General features: G+C 66.3%; 21 protein-coding genes. 4 read left to right on the top strand and 17 right to left on the bottom strand.

All coding sequences use genetic code 11. From position 1 onward, the window contains the following. The first annotated feature begins 8 nt into the window (after window positions 1-8). Window positions 9-794, top strand: a complete 786-nt coding sequence (gene fliR / locus CAL12_RS11965) for a flagellar biosynthetic protein FliR (protein ID WP_086064640.1) — start codon at window positions 9-11, stop codon at window positions 792-794. Here fliR and CAL12_RS11960 read toward each other — a convergent pair. From CAL12_RS11960 to flgB, 15 genes are all read right to left on the bottom strand, one after another. Beyond that, window positions 754-2,487 (bottom strand): sulfatase-like hydrolase/transferase, encoded by a 1,734-nt coding sequence (locus CAL12_RS11960; protein ID WP_086064639.1) that lies wholly within the window; start codon window positions 2,485-2,487, stop codon window positions 754-756. The genes fliR and CAL12_RS11960 overlap by 41 nt on opposite strands. Window positions 2,488-2,762: 275 nt before the next feature. Next, complete coding sequence (locus tag CAL12_RS11955) at window positions 2,763-4,508, bottom strand: methyl-accepting chemotaxis protein (protein WP_086064638.1); 1,746 nt, start codon at window positions 4,506-4,508, stop codon at window positions 2,763-2,765. A gap of 92 nt (window positions 4,509-4,600) precedes the next feature. Then, entirely contained in the window at window positions 4,601-5,101 is a 501-nt protein-coding gene (locus CAL12_RS11950; RefSeq protein ID WP_157792965.1) for a hypothetical protein, read from the bottom strand. 7 nt (window positions 5,102-5,108) lie between these two features. Further along, on the bottom strand, window positions 5,109-6,992 hold the full coding sequence (locus tag CAL12_RS11945) for a methyl-accepting chemotaxis protein (protein ID WP_086064636.1): 1,884 nt from the start codon (window positions 6,990-6,992) through the stop codon (window positions 5,109-5,111). Between the two features lie 73 nt (window positions 6,993-7,065). After that, window positions 7,066-8,610: a flagellar hook-associated protein FlgL gene (flgL, locus tag CAL12_RS11940; protein WP_086064635.1), complete on the bottom strand. Its 1,545-nt coding sequence runs from the start codon at window positions 8,608-8,610 to the stop codon at window positions 7,066-7,068. A gap of 45 nt (window positions 8,611-8,655) precedes the next feature. Next, the gene (flgK, locus tag CAL12_RS11935) at window positions 8,656-10,314 is read right to left on the bottom strand and encodes a flagellar hook-associated protein FlgK (protein WP_086064634.1); all 1,659 of its coding nucleotides are present in this window, start codon (window positions 10,312-10,314) and stop codon (window positions 8,656-8,658) included. A 129-nt stretch (window positions 10,315-10,443) separates the two neighbouring features. Then, window positions 10,444-11,514, bottom strand: coding sequence for a flagellar assembly peptidoglycan hydrolase FlgJ (flgJ, locus tag CAL12_RS11930; protein ID WP_086064633.1), 1,071 nt, complete (start codon window positions 11,512-11,514; stop codon window positions 10,444-10,446). Between the two features lie 3 nt (window positions 11,515-11,517). Next, window positions 11,518-12,654: a flagellar basal body P-ring protein FlgI gene (locus tag CAL12_RS11925; RefSeq protein ID WP_086064632.1), complete on the bottom strand. Its 1,137-nt coding sequence runs from the start codon at window positions 12,652-12,654 to the stop codon at window positions 11,518-11,520. 7 nt (window positions 12,655-12,661) lie between these two features. Further along, on the bottom strand, window positions 12,662-13,396 hold the full coding sequence (locus CAL12_RS11920) for a flagellar basal body L-ring protein FlgH (protein WP_086064631.1): 735 nt from the start codon (window positions 13,394-13,396) through the stop codon (window positions 12,662-12,664). Between the two features lie 11 nt (window positions 13,397-13,407). Beyond that, complete coding sequence (gene flgG / locus CAL12_RS11915; RefSeq protein ID WP_086064630.1) at window positions 13,408-14,193, bottom strand: flagellar basal-body rod protein FlgG; 786 nt, start codon at window positions 14,191-14,193, stop codon at window positions 13,408-13,410. A gap of 65 nt (window positions 14,194-14,258) precedes the next feature. Beyond that, window positions 14,259-15,017 (bottom strand): flagellar basal body rod protein FlgF, encoded by a 759-nt coding sequence (locus CAL12_RS11910; RefSeq protein ID WP_086064629.1) that lies wholly within the window; start codon window positions 15,015-15,017, stop codon window positions 14,259-14,261. Window positions 15,018-15,055: 38 nt separating this feature from the next. Further along, entirely contained in the window at window positions 15,056-16,318 is a 1,263-nt protein-coding gene (gene flgE / locus CAL12_RS11905; RefSeq protein WP_086064628.1) for a flagellar hook protein FlgE, read from the bottom strand. 74 nt (window positions 16,319-16,392) lie between these two features. Next, the gene (locus tag CAL12_RS11900) at window positions 16,393-17,091 is read right to left on the bottom strand and encodes a flagellar hook capping FlgD N-terminal domain-containing protein (RefSeq protein ID WP_086064627.1); all 699 of its coding nucleotides are present in this window, start codon (window positions 17,089-17,091) and stop codon (window positions 16,393-16,395) included. A gap of 38 nt (window positions 17,092-17,129) precedes the next feature. After that, on the bottom strand, window positions 17,130-17,546 hold the full coding sequence (gene flgC / locus CAL12_RS11895) for a flagellar basal body rod protein FlgC (RefSeq protein WP_086064626.1): 417 nt from the start codon (window positions 17,544-17,546) through the stop codon (window positions 17,130-17,132). Window positions 17,547-17,565: 19 nt separating this feature from the next. Beyond that, the gene (gene flgB, locus CAL12_RS11890) at window positions 17,566-17,973 is read right to left on the bottom strand and encodes a flagellar basal body rod protein FlgB (protein WP_086064625.1); all 408 of its coding nucleotides are present in this window, start codon (window positions 17,971-17,973) and stop codon (window positions 17,566-17,568) included. 252 nt (window positions 17,974-18,225) lie between these two features. Between flgB and flgA the strand changes: the two genes are divergently transcribed. From flgA to CAL12_RS11875, 3 genes are all read left to right on the top strand, one after another. Further along, window positions 18,226-18,939, top strand: a complete 714-nt coding sequence (flgA, locus tag CAL12_RS11885; RefSeq protein WP_086067833.1) for a flagellar basal body P-ring formation chaperone FlgA — start codon at window positions 18,226-18,228, stop codon at window positions 18,937-18,939. Between the two features lie 205 nt (window positions 18,940-19,144). Continuing rightward, window positions 19,145-19,438 carry a flagellar biosynthesis anti-sigma factor FlgM gene (gene flgM, locus CAL12_RS11880; protein ID WP_086064624.1) on the top strand — a complete coding sequence of 98 codons (294 nt, stop codon included), beginning with the start codon at window positions 19,145-19,147 and terminating at the stop codon, window positions 19,436-19,438. A gap of 5 nt (window positions 19,439-19,443) precedes the next feature. Beyond that, window positions 19,444-19,911, top strand: coding sequence for a flagella synthesis protein FlgN (locus CAL12_RS11875; protein ID WP_086064623.1), 468 nt, complete (start codon window positions 19,444-19,446; stop codon window positions 19,909-19,911). A 63-nt stretch (window positions 19,912-19,974) separates the two neighbouring features. On the opposite strand, the gene flhF is transcribed toward CAL12_RS11875, so the two are convergent. Next, window positions 19,975-22,491, bottom strand: coding sequence for a flagellar biosynthesis protein FlhF (gene flhF, locus CAL12_RS11870; RefSeq protein ID WP_086064622.1), 2,517 nt, complete (start codon window positions 22,489-22,491; stop codon window positions 19,975-19,977). Then, a complete protein-coding gene (gene flhA / locus CAL12_RS11865; RefSeq protein ID WP_086064621.1) occupies window positions 22,488-24,602 on the bottom strand; it encodes a flagellar biosynthesis protein FlhA in 2,115 nt (704 codons plus the stop codon). Before flhA ends, flhF begins: the two co-directional genes overlap by 4 nt.

Genomic DNA, 24,602 nt, shown 5'->3' with positions numbered 1-24,602 from the left:
ATGGCGCCATGATCACCTTCACGCTGGATCAATGGTACGGGTGGATCAGTACCTTCCTGTGGCCGTTCACGCGCCTGCTGGCGCTGATCGGCATCGCCCCCCTGTTCGGCGAAAGCAGCGCGCCGCGCACCACCAAGATCGGCCTGGCCGCGGTGCTCGCGGTGGCGATCGCGCCGTCGCTGCCGCCCATGCCGGCGGTATCGCCGGGCTCGCTGGCCGGATTGTGGATACTCGCGCAGCAGGTCTTCATCGGCATCGCCATGGGCTTCTGCATGCGCATCTGTTTCGCGGCGGTACAGACGGCCGGCGATTTCGTCGGCCTGCAGATGGGCCTGTCGCTGGCGACGATCTTCGACCCGACCACCCAGGCCAACACGGAAGTATTGGCCCGGCTGTTCAACATCCTGGCCATGCTGACATTCCTGAGCCTGAACGTGCATCTGTTGATGCTGGGCATGCTGATCAAGACCTTCACCCTGGTGCCGATCGGCACGGCATCCCTGCATTCCGATGGCTGGCTGATGGTCGCGCACCTTGGCACCAAGATTTTTTCTTCCGGACTGTTGCTGGCACTGCCGCTGTTGGCATCCCTGCTGGCAATCCAGCTGGCGCTCGGGATATTGAACCGCGCCGCACCGCAGCTGTCGGTGTTCGCGGTCGGCTTTCCCATCACCCTGTCCGCGGGTGTCATCCTGCTGGCCGTCGCCCTGCCAAAAAGCACGGCGTCCCTGGGCGCGCTGTTCCAGGAAGGCGTCAATGCGATGGAGCGGCTGGCGACACTGATGGCCGGATAGCGTCTTCGGCCACCGGCAGCGCCTTGCAGGCCGGCCGGACTCCGAAGAAGACCTTGGGCGAACCGTACAGACCGCAGAACGGCGTATCGATGGGCGCTGTGGCGTACAGCGATTTCACGCCGTCGACGCGGTAGCCGAGTGCCTCGCGCACCGATTCGGAAAATTCCAGGTGGGTCAATCTGTCGTGCTGGATCTCGGCCGCCTGCCGCAGGCGGGCCTGGATGGCCGGATCCGTCGCCAGGACCAGGAAAGGGACGCGGTATTCTTCGGCGGTCGCCTCGTCGCCGGTATTGCAATGCGTGGCGCGGGTCGTCAGGTTCTGGCCGTGGTCCGACGTGTAGAAGACGATGGTATCGGCGGGCAGCCCGTGCTCCAGCGTCGCCAGGAAGTCGATCGAGTTGTGGCGAATCGCCGCGAGGTAGTCGGCGACCTTGTCACCCGACACCGACGCCGGCGGTATGTAGTCCGCGTACGGGAAATGCGCGCCGTTCTTGTTGATGAAGATGAAGTTCCTGCCTGTGGCCGCGCGCGCCAGGATCTGCTTCGCGGCCCGTGCGTCACGCTCGTACAGGGGGCCCTTGTTTCCGATGACGTGATCGATGTCCGCGAGTTCGTCGCGGGTGATGTAGTTGCGCGTCGAGGGATCGTCCAGCACGCCCTGGTTGTCGATATACGTGGTGGTGTAGCCGCGTTGCCGGGCCAGCGCGAACAGGCTGTCGGTGCGGACGATGTCCACGTGCTTGCTGTTGGCGCGCGGCCACCATGCTTTCCTGAGGATGTAGTTCGACGCGGCGGAGCAGTTGCCGCCGCTGTAGGCAAGGCCGAAATCGACGTAGGCCGCACCCTTGCCCTGGAATTCACGTTCGAAATGCGCGCGCTCCACGGACTCGTCGACAATCACGATGACGTTGCGGAAATCGTGGATATCGTCGGCCGCCATGACCCGTGCCGGTCGATAGCGGGGATGGTCCAGAAGATCGTTGGCCTGGATGGCCAGGGAGCCGAAGCCATAGGAAAATCCCTTGGGAAAGCCGATCAGGGCCGGAGGTCCGCGCTGCGCCAGGATGTAGCCGTACATGCCGGCCAACGCGAGGATCATGATGGCCAGCAGCGCGAACGGGGCACGCGAGCGACGCGGGACCAGGCTCTTCATCAACAAGGGCACGAACAATACCGCGCCCTTGCCCCCCGCCACGCCGATCAGGTGGCCGTATTCCTGCAAGGCGGCATCCAGCATCCCGGCTGACGCGTTCAATGCGCTGATGTTGCCGATGCCGGCGGGCCGGCCGTAGATCGCGTGCGCAGACAGGTCGACCGTCACCAGCAGCCACAACAACAGGAGCAAGGGCACCCCGCCAGCCGGCCTGACCTGCGTGGCGGCGTACAGCGCCAGGATGGCGACGAGGTATTCGAGTATGAAAACGCCCTGCCGCAGGTATTCCGCCAGGCCGAAATGTCCCTGCACGTTCAGGCCGATGGTGTGGAATCGCTGGATCGCGAAGAAGCCGTCCAGCGCCAGGTAGGCGCCGGCCGTATAGAGCAGGATCAGCCATTCCGGCAGGCCGCGTGGAACGACGGCACGGAGGCATTGAAGGGAGCGGAAAGCGCGGAAGGGAAAGGAAGCAGGAAAAGAAGCGGATCGGGCCGTTGGACCGGGGAAGGACGAAGACACGTGGATGTGGGCCCGGGGCATGCCGTTGCATGCGCTACCGAACCCACCGCACCGCTACGCCGACATCCCATCGAGCCTTTCGAAAGAATGGAGAGCAGGGTTAGAAACGGCGGGGACGAATAGATTCGACGATCGCGGTCCGCCGATAAGCCGTTGTTCCACGCATCTCCAACGCTGATCGCACCGGTCGAGTGCGGAACGCAAAAAGTCAGGGGCGAAAGCAAAAGACCACGGGCAGAAAGCAAAAAAGGCGGCCTTGCGGGCCGCCTTCTCCGGACTTGCTGCGGTATTGCGCGTCAGCCGGCTGCCAGCGGAGCATAGCCCGCGCCACCGGCCAGCTGATGCGCCGGCACGTCGATGACCTGGCCTTCGTTGATCCTGAACACCGACACCGCCTCGGCCAGGCGCTGGGCCTGTTCCTGCAGCGAACCGGCCGCAGCGGCCGCTTCTTCCACCAGCGCCGCGTTCTGCTGCGTCACTTCGTCCATCTGCGACACCGCGCGATTGACCTGGTCGATGCCGCTGGATTGCTCTTCCGACGCCGCCGAGATCTCGCCCATGATGTCGGTCACCCGCTTCACCGAGGCCACGATCTCCTGCATGGTCGCGCCGGCACGCTCCACCTGCTGCGAACCCGCGCCCACCTTGGTCACCGAGTCCTCGATCAGCGACTTGATTTCCTTGGCCGCCTGCGCGCTGCGCTGCGCCAGCGAGCGCACTTCGCCCGCCACCACCGCGAAGCCTTTGCCCTGCTCGCCCGCGCGCGCCGCTTCCACCGCCGCGTTCAGCGCCAGGATGTTGGTCTGGAACGCAATGCCGTCGATCACGCTGACGATTTCCGAGATCTTGCGCGAGCTGCCCGAGATCTCCTGCATCGTGTTCACCACCTCCGCCACCGCCGAACCGCCGCGTTCGGCGACGTCCGACGCGCTGGCTGCAAGCTGGTTGGCCTGGCGTGCGTTCTCGGCATTCTGCTTGACCGTCGAGGCCAGCTCTTCCATCGACGCCGCGGTCTCTTCCAGCGACGCCGCCTGCTGCTCGGTGCGGCTGGACAGGTCGGTATTGCCCGCGGAAATCTCGCGCGAACCCACGTTTATCTCGTCCACGCCACGGCGCACCGACGACACGGTACGCGTCAGGCTTTCCTGCATGCGCTTGAGCGCGCCGTACAGCATGCCGATTTCGTTGTGCGAACGGATGTCCACGCGTTGCGTCAGGTCGCCGTTGGCGATCTTGTCGAAGTGCTGGCCGGCCTCGACCAGCGGACGCACGACCATACGGCCGAACACGATGCGCGCCACGATCATCAGGATGATGGCCAGGCCCACGGCGGCGGCCACGGCGATCAGCGCCAGTTTGAGGTTCTGCCCGGCCTGGTCCGCCGTATCGGTCTGGGCGGCCTTGATGTACTTCGAGAATTCCTCGATGGCATCGACGAAGGCGGCGCTACGCGGCGTCCCGTATTCCGTATTGACCATGTAGAAGGTGCTGTAGTCCTGGCTGCGCAGGGCTTCCACCATGGTGTCCACGCCATCGTCGATATAGGACCGATAGCGGCGCACCAGGTTCATGGACAGCTGGCGGCCGGTGTCGTCTTCCAGCATGTTCTTCTGGAATTCGCCGAAGCTGTTGCGCACCTCCGTCAACAGGTCGTTGGCCGACTTCAGCGAATCGGCGGCGTCCTTCTTGGCGGCGGCCGCCGTTTCGGGCGACACGTTGGGTGCGCCGGCTTCCTGCAGTTCGCGGGCGGACACCAGCAATGCGACACGAGCGCGCAGCATGTTGGCGTTGATGACCTGCACCTGGGTGGCGCGGTCGGTCAGCGTGCCCAGCTCCAGCACCGCGCGATAGTTCTGGTTCAGGAAGTAGGCGGCCATGCCGCCCACCGCCACGATCAGCAGGGCGAAAATCGCCAGGACGATCATCAGCAGCGTGCCGACGCGCGTATCGCGGACGGAGAACTTGCGCTTGACCTTGGGCGGACGGGCCGCCTTGCGCTTGCCGGCCTTGGCCTTACGGCTCGGTTCTACGGTGGTTTCCATGAGGCCCTCCAAACTCGCAATCAGATTCGAAAAATTCGCCGGGACGACCGTCCTTTTTCAAGGCCGGTTTTCCGGTGCTCGGATGCCGCGCGCTATCGCGCGGGCACGGGTATCGCCGTCGTACCGCTGGTCGTCGCCCCGGTCGTGGTCATGTCGCCCTGCGTGGCGGGCGCCTGCCCCGGCTCGGCTGACGCCAGCGCGGGATCCTGCGGCAAAGACGTGGCTCCCAGCAGCCTTTGCCGCGTCGTCCCCTGTAGCGGAACGTTGGTGGTGTCCAGCACCCGGACCAGGCGGCCGTCGGGCGCGAACTGCAGCATCGCTTCACGGCGGAAATAGATGGCGTCCGTCACCACGGTGGTTTTGTAGGACCACAGTGCGATGGTCGACCCATCCGACTGCGGCAAGACCTGTTGCGGCATACCCTGCAATGCGTAGACCGCGTCGGACAGCGTGGTCTTGCCCGGTTGCAGGCCAGCCACCGCGTCACTGGAAAAATACTGTCCCGTCGCGCAACCGGCCAGCAGGGCCGAGCTCGCCAGGCAGGCAAGCAGGCCAGCGCGCCATTTCACGATGAGATGCATAGTGCGGATCATGGCAGTCCTAGAAGGATTCCCAATCGTCGTCGCTCAGGGCGGCGGCTGCACCACCGGCGGCAACGGCGCGGGGTTTGGCGGCAGCAGCCGTGCGAGGCGCGGCGTTGTCATTGGCGGCCGGGGTACGGCTGCGCGGCGCGGCGGCTGCCCGCGGAGGCGCGGTCCGGGTTGCGCGGGGCGGGGCGGAAGCCGGCGCCGCGGGCGTCGCCGGGGCCGCCGGGGTCGCGTGATTCAGGCGCGGCGCTTGTGCGGCGGGCTCGGCAGCCGGCGCCGGAGCGGGCGCGGCCACGCGCGGCGCGGCGGGCGACGCGATCGCCCGCGCCGGCACGTCGATCACCTGGCCCTGGTTGAGCTTGAACACCGCCACCGCCTCGGCCAGGCGCTGGGCCTGTTCCTGCAGCGAACCGGCCGCGGCGGCCGCTTCTTCCACCAGCGCCGCGTTCTGCTGCGTCACTTCGTCCATCTGCGACACCGCGCGATTGACCTGGTCGATGCCGCTGGATTGCTCTTCCGACGCCGCCGAGATCTCGCCCATGATGTCGGTCACCCGCTTCACCGAGGCCACGATCTCCTGCATGGTCGCGCCGGCACGCTCCACCTGCTGCGAACCCGCGCCCACCTTGGTCACCGAGTCCTCGATCAGCGACTTGATTTCCTTGGCCGCCTGCGCGCTGCGCTGCGCCAGCGAGCGCACTTCGCCCGCCACCACCGCGAAGCCTTTGCCCTGCTCGCCCGCGCGCGCCGCTTCCACCGCCGCGTTCAGCGCCAGGATGTTGGTCTGGAACGCAATGCCGTCGATCACGCTGACGATTTCCGAGATCTTGCGCGAGCTGCCCGAGATCTCCTGCATCGTGTTCACCACCTCCGCCACCGCCGAACCGCCGCGTTCGGCGACGTCCGACGCGCTGGCTGCAAGCTGGTTGGCCTGGCGTGCGTTCTCGGCATTCTGCTTGACCGTCGAGGCCAGCTCTTCCATCGACGCCGCGGTCTCTTCCAGCGACGCCGCCTGCTGCTCGGTGCGGCTGGACAGGTCGGTATTGCCCGCGGAAATCTCGCGCGAACCCACGTTGATCTCATCCACGCCACGGCGCACCGACGACACGGTACGCGTCAGGCTTTCCTGCATGCGCCTGACGGCGCTGTACAGCAGGCCGATTTCATTGGTGCTGCGCACCTCCACATGCTGGCTGAGGTCCCCGGCGGCGATCCTGTCGAAGTGCTGGCCGGCTTCACGCAGCGGACGCAACACCAGGCGGCTCAGGACCAGCCAGCAGGCGACGGTCAGAAGGAGCGCGAAGATGACCATGACCACGGTAACGGTACGCGCGAGCGAGAAATCGCCATGGCCGAGCGTCACCATTTCGTCCGTTGCCTTGTCCAGGTAGTCCAGCATGCCCTGGACCGACTTGTCCAGCGTCTGGTTGGCCGCCGACGAGGCCTTGGACGACGCCAGATAGGCATCGATCTGCTTCGAGCGCAGCGTGTTGATCTGTTCCTCGATCAGGCCGGCGTAGGTCTTGTAGTTCGTCATGATGGCCTGCGACATATCCACCGTCGCGGGCAGCTTGGGCGACTGGCTGAACAGGTTCATGCGCTTGTCGGCATCGGCCTTGAAGGCGGCCGCGCGCGAGATCTGGTTCATACCCTCGTCGGTGCGGTTGGCCTGGACCATTTCGTAGGCATTGTTCAGTACCTGCCGCGCACGCAACACCTGGGCATAGGACGCATACAGGTTGACGACCTGGTCGCTATAGATATTGTTGACCGCGTCCAGCTTGGTGTTGCTCGACTGCAATCCCAGCCATGCGACGGCATTCGATACCAGCATCGCGGCCAGGTATAACGCCAGCAACGCGATGATGGACGTGCGGATTTTCATATTGGTGAACATATCGTTATCTATCCACAGAACCGTCGTTCCCGATCGGGAAACATTTGTCTCATAAAAAAGGAAAGTCGCTCGCTTACTTGTTCATGCTGAACAGCGTGGTGCCCTTGACCGCATTGAATGCCGACATCGAGGCCTGCAGCGACAACTGGCGCATGCTCATGTTGGAGATCGCGTCGTAGTAGTTGATCTGCGTCAGGTCCGTCAACGTCTTGTTCAACGTCAGGGTCCGTTGCGTGCCGGTCGTGTCCAACGCGTCCAGCTCGTTCTGGCGCGCGCCGACGGAGGCCTGCACGGTCGACACGTTGTCCAGGTTGATCGACAAGGTCTTGTTGGCCGTCGCCAGCAGGTTCACCAGCTTGGCCTGCGCCGCGGGATCGTTCTGCGCCGGGGCCTTCAGCGCGGTGATCAGCTCGCCCAGCGTGGCGAACATATCGACGCTGGCGCTATTGGTCGGATTGACCGTGAAGCTGTCGCCGTCTTCCGGATTGCCGTCGATGACGACGCTGACCCCGCCGCCGGTATCGATGGCATCGCCCGGCGTGAACGCCGTCGGCGCGGTTGTGGTGCTGGTGCCGGTCGTGGGGTCCGTGGTGGTGATCGTGTAGGTGACGTCGCCGGTCACCGCATCCTTGGCGAAATCGATCTGGAAGTTGTTGCCGGACGCGCCACCGGGTGCGACGGTCAACTGCGAACTCGTCGCCGTCCCCGCGTTGGTCGCGCCAGGCGCCGCGACGTAGGACGGCGTGCCGGCGGTATTGATGGACAGGCTGTCGCCATCGGCCGGAGCGCCGTTGACCACCATGGTGACGCCGCCGCCCGTGTCGATGGCCTCGCCCGGCGTATAAGCGGCCGGCGTGCTGGTGGTGGTGGCGCCGGTGGCGGCGTCCGTCGTCGTGACCGTGTACATCATGTCGCCGGTCACCGGGTCGGCCGCGAAGTCGATCTTGAAGTTGTTGCCCGAGCCGCCGCCCGACGCCACGCTGGGCGTCAGGAAGGTCGCCGTGCCCGTGTTGCCTGCGGCGGCCGAGGCGACGTAAGCGTTGCTGCCTGGCGTCGCGCGATTGAAGATGTCCGATCCGACGTCGGAGATGTTCATCTGCCGGCTCTGTTCGACCTGGACCACGCGCTGGCCGCTGTTGCCGTTGTAGGTGACCGCGCCGGTGGTCGGATCCTTGACATAGGCCGCGGCGTTGCCGGCGGTGCCCGAAAACAGGTACTGGCCGTTACCGTCCGTGGTGTTGGCCAGGGCGAACAAGGCGTCGCGCGCGTGCTCGAGCACCGTGGCCAGCGTGTTGCGGTCCTGGTCCGCCAGTGTGCCATTGCCGGCCTGCACCACCCGCGTCAACACGTCGGTCAGCGTGGACACCACGGTGGACAGCGTGTTGGACTCATTGCCCAGCGAGTTGTTGGCGTCGTCGCGGTTGCTGCCGTACGCCTGCGCCATGTTCAGGTTCTGGTACGCCGTGATGGCCTGCCCGGCCGCCAGAGGATCGTCCGAAGGCGTCACGACGCGACGGCCGGAACTGAGCTGCTGTTGCAGGTAGTTGACGTCCGACTCGTTCTTCAGAATGCCGTTCAGGCCACTCTGGTAAATCGTCGAGGTGCTCAGGCGGATCATGCTGTGTTACTCCGGATGCGCTTTATCTTGATACGGGTGGCAGGATTACTTCAGGCCCAGCAAGGCGTCGAAGACGGTGCTCGCCACGTCGATGATCTTGGCGGCGGCCTGATACTGCTCCTGGTACTGCGAAAGATTCACGTACTCTTCGTTCAGGTTCACGCCCGAAATCGATGCATTGTTCGCCGTGCGCTGGTTGACGACGGACGTCTGCGCCTTGTCGTTGGCCTTGGCGTCGGCGGTCTGCTGGCCGACGTTGTTGACGATCTGCGAGAACAGGTCGGTCACGCTCAGCGAACCGCCCGCCAGGTTGCGCGTGGTCTGCAGCTTGGCCAGGGCCAGGGCGTTGTCGCCGTTGGCCGAGCCCGGATTCGTGGTGCTGGACGCGGCGATCTTGGCCGGATCGGTGATCGCCATCCCCAGGTCGCGCGCCGCGTTGCGGGTAGGTTGCAGCGTCCAGTTGTCGCCGGCGTTCGGCGTACCGGTGATGCTGACCGTCAGCCCGTCGAAATCCAGCGCGGTGGGCGGCGTGCCCGTGGGCGTCGCCGTCACCGAGGTGTTGTCCGGCAGGCGCGTGACCGTATAGTTGGTGCCGTCGTAGGTGATCTTGTAGTCGTTGGCGGTCAGCTGGCTGGCGTCGGTGTAGGTCGCCGTCAGGCTGCCATTGCCCGTGTTCTTGGCGCCCGTCAGCGCGGTGGACGACGGCAGCGAAAAGAAGTCACCGCCGGCATTGCCCTGCAGGTCGACGCCCTGCTGGTGCAGCGCATTGAAGGTCACCGCCAGCCCGGCGGCCATCTGGCCCAGCTGGTTCTGCACCACGTCCAGCGAGTTCGAACGGAACTGCAGCAGGCCGCCCAGGGTGCCGTTGGTGAGCTTGGCGTCGTTGAGTTCGACCGGGGTCGTGGCCCCGCCCGGGCCGGACGGCAGGTTGTAGGCCACCACCGTGCGGGTCGGGTCCGCGGCCGACGGAATGGCCTGCAGGGAGTAAACCGTCGTGCCCGAGAGCAAGGCCTGGCCGGACTCCAGCGAAATACTGACCGTGTCGCCCTGGGTGGTATAGCGGATGCCCACCGTCTTCGACAGTTCCGACAGCAGCTGGTCGCGCTGATCCAGCAGGTCGTTGGGCGCATTGCCGCCGCCCTGGCCGCGAGCCACCACGATTTCCTGGTTCAGCTTGTTGATCTGGTTCAGGTAACCGTTGACGGAATTGACCGTCTGGCTGATCTGCTGGTTCAGGCCGTCGCGCTGGGTCTGCAGGTCCTGATAGGCGGAATTGATCTGCGATACCAGGGCCTGGCCCTTGCCGATCAGGTCCTGCCGCGTGGCGGCATCCGCCGGCTTGCTGGCCACGGCATTCACGCTGGCGAAGAAATCCGCCAGCGCCGGGGAGATGCCCACTGTCTCGTCACCCATCATGTTGTCGATCTGGGTGACCTGGTCCAGGTAGGTCGAGTACGAGGAGCTGGTGCTCTGCGAGCCGACCAGTTGCTTGTACAGGAAGCTGTCGTACTGGCGCTGCACCGTGTCGACCTGCACCCCACGGCCGTAGAAGCCGGCCGAACTGGGCGTCGAGCCCGCCGTCGACGTCAGCACGCGCTGGCGGTTGTAGCCGTCCGTCGTGGAGTTGTCGATGTTATGGCCGGTGGTGGTCAACCCCGCTTGCGCCGCATTCAGACCACTCAGGCCCAGGCTGTACAAACTCATGGTCGGGATGCCTCTCGAATAACCGTGTTGAAACGTCTGGATATTGGCTTAACGGCAAGCGCGTTCGAAACTTAATGAAATGCAAGGTGATGCTCGGCGCCGGCAGTGCGGCCGCCGCGTTTCCCTGTCCTAGGGGTCTCCGGCGCCCTCGAAATCACTGCCCAGCAGCTCTGCCTTGCCGTCCAGGCCGGTCGCGTCGGACACCTTGGCCAGCCGCCCGGCGCCCTGCAGCTGTCCCATGACGCCGATCAGCTTGTCCGCGTAACGGGGGTCGGTGGCATAGCCGGCTGCCTGGATGCGGCGGGCCGCGTCGATTTCGTCGCGCGCGTCGGCGACCGCGTCGTAGCGCGGATTGGTGCCCAGCAGGCGCGCGTAGTCGGCGAAGGATTCCTCGTAGGAGTTGTAGGCGCGGAACGCCTGCGTGACCTTGCGTGGCGTGCCGTTCTCGTATTCGGTGGTCAGGACATTGACCGTTTTGCCCTTCCAGCTGTCGCCGGCCTTGATGCCGAACAGGTTGTAGCTGGTGCGGCCGTCGGGGTAACGGATCTCGCGCTGGCCCCAGCCGGATTCCAGGGCGGCCTGGCCCAGGATCAGGCGGGCCGGCACGCCGCTCTGGCGTTCCGCGGCTTTCGCGGCCGGCGCCATCTGGGCGACGAAGTCCACCACATGGTCGGGCGCGCCCTCCGCCGCGGCCAAAGCGCGGTCGGATGCCCCGCCCCGCCGCAGCACGCGCAGCAGGGCGGCGATTTCCGGGTTCGACGATCCGGAGGTCACCGTGCGGGCGGCCAGGTCCAGGGGCTTCATGGCCTGGGCGCCATCCTGGGCGCCGCCGTCCTGCGCCGCGCCATCCTGTCCGGCGGCGGGCTGGTTAGCCCCGGGCAGGTTAGCCTGCATCTGCTTCAGCAGCGACTGCGCCAGCCCGATGCCGGGATTGGCCAGTTGCAGCGCCAGCTGCTGGTCGGCCATGGATTGCATCATCTGCGACTCGTTGGAATCGAGCAGGCCGCTTTTCATGGTGGCCTGGCGCATCTGCTTGAGCAGCATCTGGATGTAGACGGCTTCGAACTGGCGCGCCACCTCGGCCTGCTTCTCGGCGGAGCCCGGCTGGGTGGTCACGTCGCGATGCAGGCTGGACAGCGAGCCGAAATCGAAAATGGAGGGCTGGCCGGCGCCTGCGGTGTGGGAGGAGCCGAGCGCCATGGCTTAGATGATCTCCAGCTCGGCGCGCAAGGCGCCGGCCGTCTGCATGGCTTGCAGGATGGCCAGCAGATCCTGCGGCGTGGCGCCCAGGGCGTTGAGCGCCCGCACCACGTCGGCCAGGTTGGCGCTGGTGCGCACGTGCTGCAGGGAGCCGTTTTCCTGGCGGACGTCGATCTGCGTGTTCGGCACCACGACGGTCTGGCCGCCGCCGAACGGGGTGTTGGGCTGTGACACCGCATTGGTCTGGTTGACCACCACCGACAGGTTGCCATGGGCGACGGCGGATTCTTCCAGCATCACGGTGCGGTTCATCACCACCGAACCGGTACGGGCGTTGACGATGACCTTGGCGGTGGCCGGCGCGCGCGTCACCTGCAGGTTTTCCATCTGCGAAATGAAGGCGGCCTGAGCGGCCGGATCGGTGGGCGCCTGCACGCGTATCGTCCGGCCGTCGACGACCTGCGACACGCCGCCGCCGAAATGCCGGTTCAAGGCGGCCGCGACGTTCTGAGCGGTGCCGAAATCCAGCTCGTTCAGCTCCACGAACATATTGCCGTTGCGCGCGAAGGTCGTTGGCACGCCGCGCTCGACGACGGCGCCGTTGCTGATGCGGCCGCCGTTCAACTGGTTGATCTGCACGCTCGATCCGCCGGCGGACGCACCCGCGCCACCGACCAGGATATTGCCCTGGGCCAGGGCATAGACCTGGCCATCGGCGCCCTTCATCGGCGTCAGCAACAGGGTGCCGCCACGCAGGCTCTTGGCGTTGCCCATCGACGACACGTTGACGTCGAAGGTCTGCCCGGGCCGCGAGAACGCCGGCAGGCTCATGGTCACCATGACCGCCGCGACGTTCTTGAGCTGCATATTGCTGTTGTTCGGCATGGTCACGCCCAGCTGCGACAGCATGTTCGTGACGCTCTGCTGGGTGAACGGCGCCTGGCGCACCTGGTCGCCGGTCCCGTCCAGGCCGACCACGAGGCCGTAGCCGATCAACTGGTTGCCCCGCACGCCCTGGATGCTGGCCAGGTCCTTCAGCCGCTCGGCATGCGCCAGGCCGGCCGCGGCCAGCAGCACGCCCGCCAGCAGCGCCCCCGCCAGGCGGCGGAGCGCGTCGGGATAGGCTGTGAGATAAGTCATATCGGAATTAGAACGGGTTCGCGATCAGGAAGAAGCGCTGCAGCCAGCCCATGGTCTGGACTTCGTCCATGACGCCCTTGCTGCGGTACTCGATGCGCGCGTCGGCCACCTGGGTCGATGACACGGTATTCACCCCGGTCACCGAGCGCGGGTCCACCACGCCGGAGAAACGGATGTATTCGCTGCCGCGATTGATCGCGATCTGCTTTTCGCCGGCCACCTGCAGGTTGCCATTCGGCAGGACGCCGACCACCGTGGTCGTCAGCACGCCCGTGAAGGTATTGTTGGCGCTGCTGTCGCCCGCGCCCTTGTTCACATTGCTGCCGGTGGTATTCGTATCGAGCTTGGCGTTGAACCAACTGCCCAGGAAACCCGGCGAAGCGGCGATGGAATTGTCGGTGCTGGACGTGCGCGTCGTATTGGTCGCGACGTTCTTGGCGGCTGCGGTTCTTTCTTCAAGCACCACCGTCACGACGTCGCCGACGTTGCGCGGACGGCGATCCTCGAACAGCGGGTAGTTGCCGTAGACGGTGGGCTGGTAGATGGACCCATCCGGCACGGGCGTCGGCGCCGTGGGCATGGGCGGCATGGCCGTGGTCGGCCCCAGCACGACCGGCTCGGGCGGCACCAGCGAACAACCCGCCAGTCCGGCGGTCAACAGGAAAGACGCCGCCACGCCGCGCCAGGCCGGTTTGCCCACCGCCAGGAAAAACACGGAACGAAGGAAAAGCACGGCGCGCATGGGTCGTTTCATCAAAGCTGGGTCAGGCGGGCGAGCATCTGGTCGGACGTTTCGACTGCCTTGCTGTTCATTTCGTAGGCGCGTTGGGTGGTGATCATGTTCACCAGTTCCTCCGCGACATTGACGTTGGAGGTTTCGACGTACTGCTGCAGGATGCTGCCCAGGCCGTCCACCGTGGGTTGGCCGATGTTGGGCGCGCCCGAGGCGTCCGTTTCCAGGTACAGGTTATCGCCGACCGCCTGCAATCCGTTGGGATTGATGAAATTGGCCAGCTGCAATTGGCCGATCTGCACGTTGGTGCCGGGCGCGGCGGGCTGGGTCACCGAAACGGTGCCGTCCTTGCCGATGGTCAGCGACAGCGCATTGTTGGGCACGTTGATGGGCGGCTGGATCACCAGGCCGCCGGCGGTGGTCAGCTGGCCGTTCTGGTCGACCTGCAGCGACCCGTCGCGCGTATAGGCGTCCGTGCCGTCAGGCAGCTGGACGTTCAGGAAACCCTGCCCCTGGATCGCGATGTCCATGGGATCGCTGGTGTTGGTCAGGTTGCCTTCGGTGTGCAGGCGTTCCGTGGCGGCCACGCGCGTACCGGTGCCCAGTTGCAGGCCCGACGGCAGCTGGTTCGCGTCGCCGACCTGCGCGCCGGGCTGGCGCAGCGTCTGGTACATGAGGTCCTGGAACACGGCCCGGCCGCGCTTGAAGCCATTGGTGTTGACGTTGGCCAGGTTGTTGGAAATGACGTCCAGCGAAGTCTGCTGGCCTTCCAGGCCGGTCTTGGCGATCCACAGCGAACGTAGCATGGTGTTTAGGGCTCCTGGGTGCGCGGCGCGAAAGCCGCGTCACGATATATGCTTTGCTGAAATACTTAGCCGACGGAGAGCAAGGTGTTGGCCTTGTCCTCGTTGGTCTGCGCGTCGCGGATGACCTGCATCTGCATCTCGAAACGCCGCGAATTCTCGATCATGCCGACCATGGAGGACGCGGCGTTGGCATTGCTGCCTTCCAGCACGCCGGGCATCACGCGCAAGGTCGGATCGGCGGGCATGGCCGGCGCCGGCTGGCCATTGGCCGCGACGCGGCGGAACACGCCGTCGTCGCCGTGCACCAGCGAGGCCAGCGGCGGACTGACCAGCTTGATGGTCCCCAGGTTGAGGATGGTGTTGGGCGGGTCGCCGGCGCCGATGGCCGTGATCGTGCCGTCCGACGCAATGGTCAGCGTCGCGTTGGGCGGGACGTCGATGGGGCCGTTCTGGTTGGACAGCACCGGCATGCCCTGGGCCGTCTGCAGCAGGCCGTTGACGCCGACCTGCAGATCGCCAGCGCGCGTGTAGGCCTCGCCCTGCGGCGTCTGCACCGCGATCCAGCCATCGCCGGTCACGGCGATGTCCAGGTCGCGCCCGGTGGCATCCATCACGCCTGGCGCGAAATCGTTGCGGGGCGTGGCGGCGACGGTGGAAACGCGAGTGGGCAGGCTGGTGCCGTCGTTGACCGGCACCGACCGGTACATGGCCATCTGCGCCCGGAACCCGGGCGTATTCACGTTGGCCATGTTGTTGGTCAGAACGGCCTGTTCCTCGTTGATGCGAACAGCGCCGTTCATCGCGGTGTAAATGACTCGATCCATGCCTGCCTATCCTGCCTGGGTTCCGTTTACCGTCGCGCTTACTGAATGGCCAGCAGCGACTGCAACACCTGGTCCTGCGTCTTGATCGTGTTCGTGTTGGCCTGGTAGGTGCGCTGCGCCACGATCATGTTGACCAGTTCGGTGCTCAGGTTGACGTTGGAGGCTTCCACCGCCTGACCTTGCAGGCTGGCGAGCCCGTTGGTGCCCGGCTGGCCGAGCACGGCCTGGCCGGATTCCGACGTTTCGCTCCAGGCGTTGTCGCCGATGGGCTGCAGGCCGTTGACGTTGTTGAAGCTGGCCAGCGCCACGGTGCCGACGGTCTGCGTCTTGCCGTTGGTGTAGTTGGCGATGATGCTGCCATCCTTGCCGAAGCTGATGCTGCTGAACTCGCCGGTGGTGTTGCCGTCCGGGGTGAAGCCGGCGGAGAAGTCGCCGCCGAACTGCGAGGTGCCCGTGTAGTCCATCGCGATGGCCAGCGGGGCCGCGGGCGAACCCGTGCCGCCGGGCGTGGCAAACGACAGGTTCACCGTGGGCGGATTATTGAGCAGGCGCCCCGAGGTGTCGAAGGTCAACTGGGTCGCGCCGCCCCACGGCGTGGCCGGCGTGGTCGTGGCGTCCGGCGGCGTGGTGGGCGCCATCGCGGCGCCGTCCAGCGTGTAGTACACGTCGTACACGCTGGTGGCCGGGGGACCGGCAACGCCGGGGCGCTTGGCGAAATACGTGGTCAGTTGGTGCGAGTTGCCCAGCGAGTCGTACACCGTCATCGGCTGCGAATCCGTATAGGTCGCGGTATTGGCCGGATCGAAGGCCGTCGTCGTGGGAATCACGGTCGCATTGGCGTTCAGGTTGGCCGTGAAGCCGGACTTGGTCGTCGCCGCCGGCGCGATATTGGCCGTGGGCAGCGACAGCGGGACGGGCGCGGTACCGATGCCGCCCGGACCATAGCCGGTCAATTGCTGGCCTGCGGCATTGATGATGTTGTTGTCCTTGTCGATGCCGAACTGGCCGTTGCGGGTATAGGAAACCGCCCCGCTGCCGTCGACCATGCGGAAGAACCCGTTGGCGCCGTCGATGGCCAGGTCGTACTGGCCGCCGGTGGAGGTCACGTTGCCCACCGTGAAGCGCTGGTCGATCGAGGCGACCTTCACGCCCAGGCCTACGCGCGACGTGGCGTAGATGTCGGCGAACGTGGCCGTGGCGGACTTGAAACCCACCGTATTGGCGTTGGCGATGTTGTTGCCGATCACGTCCAGATTCTGCGACGCGGCATCCAGGCCGCTAAGTCCTTGTCCGAAGCCCATGTTCTCTCGCTTTTTTCAGAAAATTGATGGAAGCCGGAAGACCGGCAAAGGGCGGCCGAGGCCGCCGCTGTCTATCAGGTACCCAAAACCTTGCGCACATCCAGCAGGCTGACCTGGCCGGCCAGGCCCACGTCCAGCCGCACGCCCTGCGTCCCGTACGAAACCCCGCCCACCTGGCCGTAGGTGAGCGCCTCGGCCGTAACGGCGTTGCCGTTCGCATCGGTCGCCTTGACGGTGAACGTGTACTTGCCGTCCGGCACCGCGTTGCCCGTGTCGTCCTTGCCATCCCACGACGGCATGATGACGCCGGCGTCCTGCGCGCCCAGGTCCATGGAGCGGACCACGCGGCCCGTGCTGTCCAGGACCTTGATCGAGACGTCGTGCGCGTCGTTCTGCACGTCGATGCCGATCGGCGTCATGACGCGCGTGCCGGTGGCATCGGTATCGACCTTCAGCGAGTCGCCCGGGAAAAGCACCTGCTTGCCTATCATGGACACGGCGTCCATCGACTGGCCCAGGTCGACCTGGCTGCTGATGGTCTGCAGGACGCTCTTCAAGTCCTGCACGCCCTGCACGGTGGAGATCTGCGCCAATTGCGAGGTCAACTGGTAGTTGTCCATCGGATTGAGCGGATCCTGGTTGTTCAACTGGGCAACCAGCAGCGTCAGGAACTGGTCCTGCAGGGACTGCGCACTGGACGCGCCGCCCGAAGTCGCCGTGTTGGCGGTGTTGGCGGTGTTGTTGCTGTTGTTGACGTTACTGGTGGTGGTCATGCAAGACTCCGGTATCCGGGATCGCCGCGCGGGTCGCGCTACTGGCCGATCTGCAAGGTTTTCTGCATCAACGTCTTGGCCGTGTTCAGCACTTCGACGTTGGCCTGGTACGAACGCGACGCCGAAATCATGTTCACCGTTTCGGCAACCGGGTCGACGTTGGGCATGGTGACGTAGCCCTGGTTGTCGGCCAGCGGGTTGGACGGATCGAACAGGCGCTTCATCGGCGCATCGCTCTGCACGATGCCGGCCACGCGCACGCCGCCGATTTCGGCGCCGGTCATCTGGCCTTGCGACGGATTCACCTGGAAAACCACCTGGCGGGCCCGGTACGGCTGGCCGTCGGGACCGACGGCGCTATCGGCGTTGGCCAGGTTGCTGGCCGCCACGTTCATGCGCTGCGACTGCGCCGTCAGCGCCGAACCCGCGATATCGAAAATGCTCAACAAACCCATGGTCTATCCCGTTTCCGCGTTATTCGGAGATGGCCAGCAGCATGTCCTTGATCTTGGAGGTCAGGACGGTGGAGGTGCTCTGGTAATGCAGCGTGTTGTCGGCGAAGCGCACCCGCTCGCCGTCCATGTCCACGGTATTGCCGTCCAGGCTGGCCTGGTACGGATTGCGGTACAGCAGGTCCACCGTCGGCTGGGTCGGGCCCTGCGCCGGAATGTGGCGCGGCGAAGTCAGCGACAGGCTCACCGCCGGCAGGTTCAGGTTCGAGCCCATCGCGCCTTCCAGCGCCGAGCGGAAATCGAAGTCGCGCGCCTTGAAGTTGGGCGTATCGGCATTGGCGATGTTGGCCGACAGGACTTCCTGGCGCTGCGCGCGCAGGCCCAGCGATTGCTGGAAAAAGCCAAGATCCTGGCTGAGGCGGTCTATCATTCCGGGTCGCGTCCCTGGTCGTACGGGGCCATGCGGCCATCCAGCCGGGCGGTTGCCGGGCCGGTGCGTACGGGCCAACCCCAAGGCGAATGGCGCGCGCTCCTTGCGGAACGGCGCTGCGGGGCGGACCTTTCGGCACGGAAGGAATCATAGGTGCGGCGGGCAACGCACAATCATCCAAATAACCGACTATTCGTCCGCCAATTCGGGTATTGCTTATGCGCCCGGACTTCTACAATTCCGTCCATGCCCATGATCCGACGTATTCCGATCCTTGCCCTGGCGCTCGCCGCGCTGGGCACCCTGCCCGGCGCCGCGCGCGCCCAGGCCCAGGCGGTCGATCGGCCGCAGGATCCCGCGGCGGTCCAGCAGGTCGCGCAGAACTATCTGTTGCAGCAGCTGGCATCGCTGCCGGCGCAGCCCAACATCCAGATGGACGAGGTGCACACGGAACGCCTGCCCGCCTGCGACGCCCTGACCGCCTCGATGGCCGGGCCGATGCGGCCGCGTGCCCGCATGAGCGTCGGGGTGCGCTGCGCTTCTCCCAAGCCGTGGAATGTGTATGTGCAGGCCACCGTCAGCCTGCCTGGCCAGTACTACGTGGCCGCGCGTCCCATCAATGCGGGCGAGACCCTGCGCATGGAAGACCTGGCGCCGCGCGACGGCGACCTGATCAACCTTCCCCCGGGCGCCATCACCGATCCCCAGAGCGTGATCGGCATGACCGTGGGCTACCGCGTCGGCATGGGGCAACCCGTGCGGGCCAACAACCTGCGCAGCGCCGGCTCGGTGCAGCGCGGGCAGACGGTGCGCATCACGGCGCGCGGCGCGGGTTTCGTGGTCAGCAGCGAAGGCCAGGTGATGCAGAACGCCACGCCGGGGTCGACGGTGGAAGTCAAGACGTCCTCCGGCCAGGTCGTCAGCGGCATCCTGCAGCCCACCGGCATCGTGGAAGTACCGCTATAAAAATGGCGAATCCTGACATTATTCTGAACATATGCGGGCACGTTGGCCGCCGATCGGCCATTTTGGCGGCCGAGGCCCAGGCCGGTAAACTGGGGAACCCGTCCCGCAAGCCCGCCCTAAAGTTTGGGGCGCCGATGCCGTTACAGGGACATACGCAGGCGCTTCCGCCCGCACAGCCAGGAGCCCGTTCCGGCGGGATTTTGACGTGAAGATCAATTCCTCGACTACCCGGCCTTCGACCACCCCCGCGGAGACCACGGGCGCGCGCAGCGCGGTCGCCCAGGCCTATGGCGGCGTCGCCGGCGGCGGGTCGAGCAGCGCACAGGTGGACCTGAGCCCCATGTCCCGCAAGCTGATCGACCTGCAGAACGGCGCCGGCGACATCGATACCGCCAAGGTCCAGGCCATCCGCGACGCCATCGCGGCCGGCCAGCTCAAGATCGATCCCACCAAAATCGCCGATGGCCTGATCGCCAGCGCCCAGGAACTGTTGAAGTGAGCGTCATGAGTGCCACGGAAAAGCTGCACGCCTGCCTGCGGGAAGAAGATGCGGTGGTCGCCGAATTCGCCGAGCTGCTCGGTTCCGAAACGGTCGCCCTGACGGAGCGCCAGTCCTTCAATGCATTGAACCAGATCACCGTTTCGAAGAACGGGATCGCCGCGCGGCTGCATGAACTGAGCGAACGGCGCGACGCCCTGCTCGCCGAGCTCGGTTTCGGTCCGGGGCACGACGGCACCACCGAAGCCGCCGCGCAGCACCCGGAAATCGCCGGGACCTGGCGCCAGCTGCTCGACCGCTGCGCCGCCGCCGCGGGCATCAACGACCGCAACGGCGCGCTGATCGATATGCACCTGCGCTATACCGAGGAAGCGCTGGACGCGCTGCAGTCCCTGACCAAACGGTCCAGCCTGTACGAACCCAACGGCCGTGCGCGCCAGGGCAACACGGGCAAGACCATCATCGCGACCTGACGGTAGCGATCGCTGAAACAAAAAGGCCGGCACATGCCGGCCTTTTTGTTCGACGGCGGCGGGTCAGGCCGCGCCGCCCTCACCCGCCATTTCCACCATGGCCAGGAAGCGCAGCAAGGCCGGCGGCACCAGGCGCGCGGGGAGCTTGCGCTCCGGCCCCATCAGGTCCTGCAGCAGCTTGCGCATGACGGACGCCGAAGGCGCGTGGGCCAGTTGCCAGCACGCGGCGCCCATCTGCCCGGCCATCAGCACCTGGCGCAGGGTAGAGTCGTCGCCCATGCTGGCGCCAGTCAAGGGCTGCCAGGAATGCGCCATGTAGCGGAAAGCGCCCTTGGCATGATCGTGCAGGACCAGCCAGCGCGCGATGGTGGCCGCGTCGGCATGGGCCACGCCCACGTTGGTCAGGCCATAGACCTGCTGCACCACACGTCCGGACGGGTCGATCAGCTTGGCGCATACGGCGCGCAGCGGCGCCGTGTCCGCGCCGCGCGCCGCCTGCGTGACCTCGGTGCCCGCTGCCCACAGGCGCAACGGGACGAGTTTGTCGCCCGCCATGTGCGTCAGGCCCACCATGTCGCCGGCCTCGCCCACCGGGACATAGCCCAGCGTCTTGCCGATGGCCTGCAAGGTGGTCGGCGTTTCGTCCTGGACCACGCGGAACGCGCCCGTGCAACGGGACATCCAGTCCATGCCCTGCGCGGACAAGGATTGCCAGAGGGCCGCGGTACCGGCGGCGATCAGGTGCACGACGGGTAGCGGCTTGAGCGCGGCCTGCAGCCAGTCCGCTCGCGCGACCAGCGCGTCGGCCACGTTGGCGGCCGGCCTGGCGCCGCTGTCGATGCTGGAAACGGTGCCGTGTTCCAGCATCAGCTGCTGCACAGGCGCGGCCAGCGCGGCGCCGCGGTCGCTCATCAGCAGAGAAGACGCCAGCGTGCCGCCGGGCATGCCGGGGCCGCTCATGGCGATCTGTCCGTGCAGCACCAGCAGGTGCCTGGAGCAGGTCGCGGAAAATTCGGCGCGGACCATGTCCAGGGGCATGCGCGACAACGACGGCGTGGGCAAGGTCTGGCCGCCGCTCAGGCCCCGCCACAGTTCGCGTGCCTGTACGCAGGCCGGATCGGTATTGATCCAGGCCAGCGCCGCATCCATATTCTGTTCGGTTTCGGCGTTGGCACCCTGCGGACGCAGCATGGCCGACGCCAGCAGTTGCCGCCGACGCACGGGGTCCATGCCGAGCAGGCCGCCGGCCTCTTCGCGCGACGCCGACCAGAGCGCCGCCAGGTCGGCTTCGCTGGGGGCGTACAAGGCAGGCCGGCGCAGGCAGGCGAAGGCGCCGTCCACCAGCTCGGCGGCCGTCGGCACTTCCATGTGCTCCGGCACGCGCTGGCCGCGCGAGACGTAGTGGATCGGCAGGCGGTGGCGTATGGCGGTGTCGAGCGCCGCGGCATAACGCGAGGCTTCGTCGATCTTGGTGATGATGCAGCCGCGCACGTCTTCGTCGGCGCCGTTGCGGTAGGCGTGCGCCACTTCGTCCAGCGTGTCGCCCTGGCTGGCCGCGTTCAGCACGACCAGGCGCTGCACCGGCCGGCCGGCGCCGCACAGCATGGCGGCCTGTTCGGCGACGTGCCGGTCGCGCTGGCTGATCCCCGTCGTGTCGATCAGGATGATCCTGCGCGCGCCCAGCTCGGCCAGGGTTTCGCGCAGTTGGCCGACGTCGCGCACGGAGCGCGTGGGCACGCCCATCAGGCGGCCGTAGATCTGCAATTGCTCGTGGGCGCCGATACGGAAATTGTCGGTGGTCAGCATGGCGACCTGGTCGCGGCCCACGCGCTCCACGCAGCGGGCGGCCAGCTTGGCCAGCGTGGTGGTCTTGCCGACCCCGGTCGGGCCGACCAGCGCGAATACGCCGCCGCTGCCCAGCAGTTCGTCTTCGTCGCCGATGACGGGCAGGTGCTTGATCAGTTCATTGCGCGCCCAGTTCATGGCGGCCGCGAAGGTCATCCGCGGCGGCAGGCGCGAGAGCATGGCGCGGACCAGGCCGGCGCTGAAGCCGGCTTCCATCAAGGTGCGGAACAGCGTGGTCGGCACCGGTTCGCGGCTCAGGCCCTTGCCCCACATCAGGCCGTCTATGCGGGTTTCCAACGCGCCGCGCAGCGCGTTGAGCGCCTCGGTCATCTGCGTCACGTCAGGCGTGCCAGAGCCCAGCGGCTGGTATTGGGAGCTATCTTCGTCGACCAGCGCGAAGGTGTGGTCCGCCGGGCCGGCCGGAGGCGGCGGCGCGACGGGCGCGCGCGGCGGCGCGGCGGGTGTCTCCGCGGCGTAGGCTCGGGCGTAGGCCGGCTGTTCGATGACCGGAACGGGCGGCGCCGCAAGGGACGCGGCGGACTCGGCGACAACGGTTTCCGGCTCCTGGAAAACGATCCTGCCTTCGTCGTCGATGGCCGACGGATCCGTGGCCATCACTTCGATGCCGCCATCCATGCTGCGGCTGGAAATGATCAGCGCATCCGGCCCGAGGGCCATGCGCACCTCGCGCATCACCTCGCGGTGCGTCGTCCCAAAAAAGCGGGTGATCTTCACGTGTTACCCCCGATCAGCGCCGTGACGCGCACGATGCGTTCATCTGGAATTTCGGTATTCGCCAGCACGCCCAGTTGCGGCACGTGGTGGCGTAGGAAACGGGACAGCGCCGGACGCAGGACCGGCGACACCACCAGGACCGGCGCATTGCCCAGGGCTTCCTGGCGACCCACCGCGGCGCGCGCCTCGCGCAGCAGCGTATCGGCCAGGCCCGGCTCCAGCACGCCGCTGGTGCCGATGGCCTGCGACAGTACGCGCTCCAGGCGAACATCCAGCCCGATGACACGGACTTCCCCGTCGCCCGGGAACCATTGCTGCGTAATCGCGCGGCCCAGCGCGCGCCGCACCAGCGCGATCAGCTCGCCCACCTCCGGCTGTCCACCCGTGGTGGCGTTCAAGGCCGACAGGCGCGGCGCGTGCTCGGACATGGTGTCGACGATGGAACGCATATCGCGGATCGGCACCTCTTCGCTCAACAGCCCCTGCAGCACCTTCTGCAGCACGGTGAGCGAAATGGTCTTCGGCACCAGGTCCTCGACCAGCTTGGGCGCTTCGCGGGCGATGCGGTCCAGCAGCTGCTGCACTTCCTGGCGGCCCAGCAGCTGGGAGCCATGGCGGTGCATCAGGTGGTTCAAATGCGTGGCGACCACGGTGCTGGCATCCACCACCGTGTAGCCCGCCACCTGGGCCTGGTCGCGCAACGAGGCATCGATCCACACCGCCGGCAGTCCGAAGGCCGGATCGGTGGTCGGCGTGCCCTTCAGCTTGATTGTCACGCCGCCCGGATCGATGGCCAGCCACTGGCCAGGCATGGCCACGCCGCGGCCCACCTCCACCCCGGACAGCAGGATGACGTAGTCGTTGGGCTTGAGCTCCAGGTTGTCGCGGATGTGGACGACCGGCGGCAGAAAGCCCACGTCCTGCGCGAATTTCTTGCGCAGGCTGCGCACGCGATGCAACAGCTCGCCGTTCTGCGAGTGATCGACCAGGGGGATCAGGCGGTAGCCCACTTCCAGGCCAAGCTGGTCGACCATGGACACGTCTTCCCAGCTGGCCTCCGCGGCGGCGATCTTGGCCTGTTCCTGCGCCGGCGAAGGCGCGCGCGTCTTCTCGGCGGCTTCGCGCGCCTGCTTTTTCTGCAGCATGTAGCCGCCGGTGGCGAACACGGCGGCCAGCGCCAGGAAGGCCACGTGCGGCATGTTGGGGATCAGGCCCATCACGCCGATGATGCCCGCGGTCAGGAACAGCACGGCGGGATTGGAAAACAGCTGGCCGATGATCTGCTGGCCGATGTCCTGCTCGCTCGACACCCGCGAGACGACCGCGCCGGCGGCCGTGGAAATGATGAGCGCCGGGATCTGTGCCACCAGGCCGTCGCCGATGGTCAACAGCGTATACACCCGTGCCGAGTCGCCTATGGACAGGCCGTGTTGCGCCACGCCCACGATCAGGCCGCCGATGATGTTGATCGCCATGATCAGCAGGCCGGCGACCGCGTCGCCGCGCACGAACTTGCTGGCGCCGTCCATGGACCCGTAGAAATCGGCTTCCTGCGCGACCTCGCTGCGGCGCTTGCGTGCTTCATCCTCGCGGATGAGGCCGGCGTTCAGGTCCGCGTCGATGGCCATCTGCTTGCCGGGCATCGCGTCCAGGGTGAATCGCGCGCCGACTTCGGCGATCCGGCCGGCGCCCTTTGTGATGACGATGAAGTTGATGATCGTCAGGATCGCGAACAGGATGATGCCGATGGCGAAATTGCCGCCCACCAGGAAGTGGCCGAACGCCTCGATGACCTTGCCGGCGGCGTCGGGACCGGTATGGCCGTTCAGCAGGACGACGCGGGTCGATGCCACGTTCAGCGACAGCCGCAACAGCGTGGCGAACAGCAGCACGGACGGAAAAGCCGCGAAGTCCAGCGGCTTGCGCGTGAACATGGCGACCAGCAGGATCATGATCGACAGCGAGATGTTGAACGTGAACAGCAGGTCCAGGATGAACGCCGGCAACGGCAGGATCATCATCCCCAGGACCAGCACGATCAGCAACGGGCCGGCAAGCATTCGTGCCTGCGCGCCACCGTTATTCTTGAACATCGCGATCAACGCGGCCAT

This window comes from Bordetella genomosp. 8 (assembly GCF_002119685.1).
Lineage (GTDB): Bacteria > Pseudomonadota > Gammaproteobacteria > Burkholderiales > Burkholderiaceae_B > Bordetella_C.
The sequence above is the reverse complement of the archived record's forward strand: the minus strand, read 5'-3'. Positions and strand labels throughout refer to the sequence as shown.

What these genes read in the sequence shown, in the direction of transcription:
- flhA (WP_086064621.1), bottom strand. Translation starts at nt 24,602, where the DNA reads ATGGCCGCGTTGATCGCGATGTTCAAGAATAACGGTGGCGCGCAGGCA.
- CAL12_RS11910 (WP_086064629.1), bottom strand. Translation starts at nt 15,017, where the DNA reads ATGGATCGAGTCATTTACACCGCGATGAACGGCGCTGTTCGCATCAAC.
- fliR (WP_086064640.1), top strand. Translation starts at nt 9, where the DNA reads ATGATCACCTTCACGCTGGATCAATGGTACGGGTGGATCAGTACCTTC.
- CAL12_RS11925 (WP_086064632.1), bottom strand. Translation starts at nt 12,654, where the DNA reads ATGACTTATCTCACAGCCTATCCCGACGCGCTCCGCCGCCTGGCGGGG.
- flgB (WP_086064625.1), bottom strand. Translation starts at nt 17,973, where the DNA reads ATGATAGACCGCCTCAGCCAGGATCTTGGCTTTTTCCAGCAATCGCTG.
- CAL12_RS11900 (WP_086064627.1), bottom strand. Translation starts at nt 17,091, where the DNA reads ATGACCACCACCAGTAACGTCAACAACAGCAACAACACCGCCAACACC.
- flgE (WP_086064628.1), bottom strand. Translation starts at nt 16,318, where the DNA reads ATGGGCTTCGGACAAGGACTTAGCGGCCTGGATGCCGCGTCGCAGAAT.
- CAL12_RS11955 (WP_086064638.1), bottom strand. Translation starts at nt 4,508, where the DNA reads ATGGAAACCACCGTAGAACCGAGCCGTAAGGCCAAGGCCGGCAAGCGC.
- CAL12_RS11945 (WP_086064636.1), bottom strand. Translation starts at nt 6,992, where the DNA reads ATGTTCACCAATATGAAAATCCGCACGTCCATCATCGCGTTGCTGGCG.
- flgA (WP_086067833.1), top strand. Translation starts at nt 18,226, where the DNA reads ATGATCCGACGTATTCCGATCCTTGCCCTGGCGCTCGCCGCGCTGGGC.
- flgG (WP_086064630.1), bottom strand. Translation starts at nt 14,193, where the DNA reads ATGCTACGTTCGCTGTGGATCGCCAAGACCGGCCTGGAAGGCCAGCAG.
- flgL (WP_086064635.1), bottom strand. Translation starts at nt 8,610, where the DNA reads ATGATCCGCCTGAGCACCTCGACGATTTACCAGAGTGGCCTGAACGGC.
- flgJ (WP_086064633.1), bottom strand. Translation starts at nt 11,514, where the DNA reads ATGGCGCTCGGCTCCTCCCACACCGCAGGCGCCGGCCAGCCCTCCATT.
- flgC (WP_086064626.1), bottom strand. Translation starts at nt 17,546, where the DNA reads ATGGGTTTGTTGAGCATTTTCGATATCGCGGGTTCGGCGCTGACGGCG.
- flgK (WP_086064634.1), bottom strand. Translation starts at nt 10,314, where the DNA reads ATGAGTTTGTACAGCCTGGGCCTGAGTGGTCTGAATGCGGCGCAAGCG.
- CAL12_RS11950 (WP_157792965.1), bottom strand. Translation starts at nt 5,101, where the DNA reads ATGATCCGCACTATGCATCTCATCGTGAAATGGCGCGCTGGCCTGCTT.
- CAL12_RS11960 (WP_086064639.1), bottom strand. Translation starts at nt 2,487, where the DNA reads ATGCCCCGGGCCCACATCCACGTGTCTTCGTCCTTCCCCGGTCCAACG.
- CAL12_RS11875 (WP_086064623.1), top strand. Translation starts at nt 19,444, where the DNA reads ATGAGTGCCACGGAAAAGCTGCACGCCTGCCTGCGGGAAGAAGATGCG.
- CAL12_RS11920 (WP_086064631.1), bottom strand. Translation starts at nt 13,396, where the DNA reads ATGCGCGCCGTGCTTTTCCTTCGTTCCGTGTTTTTCCTGGCGGTGGGC.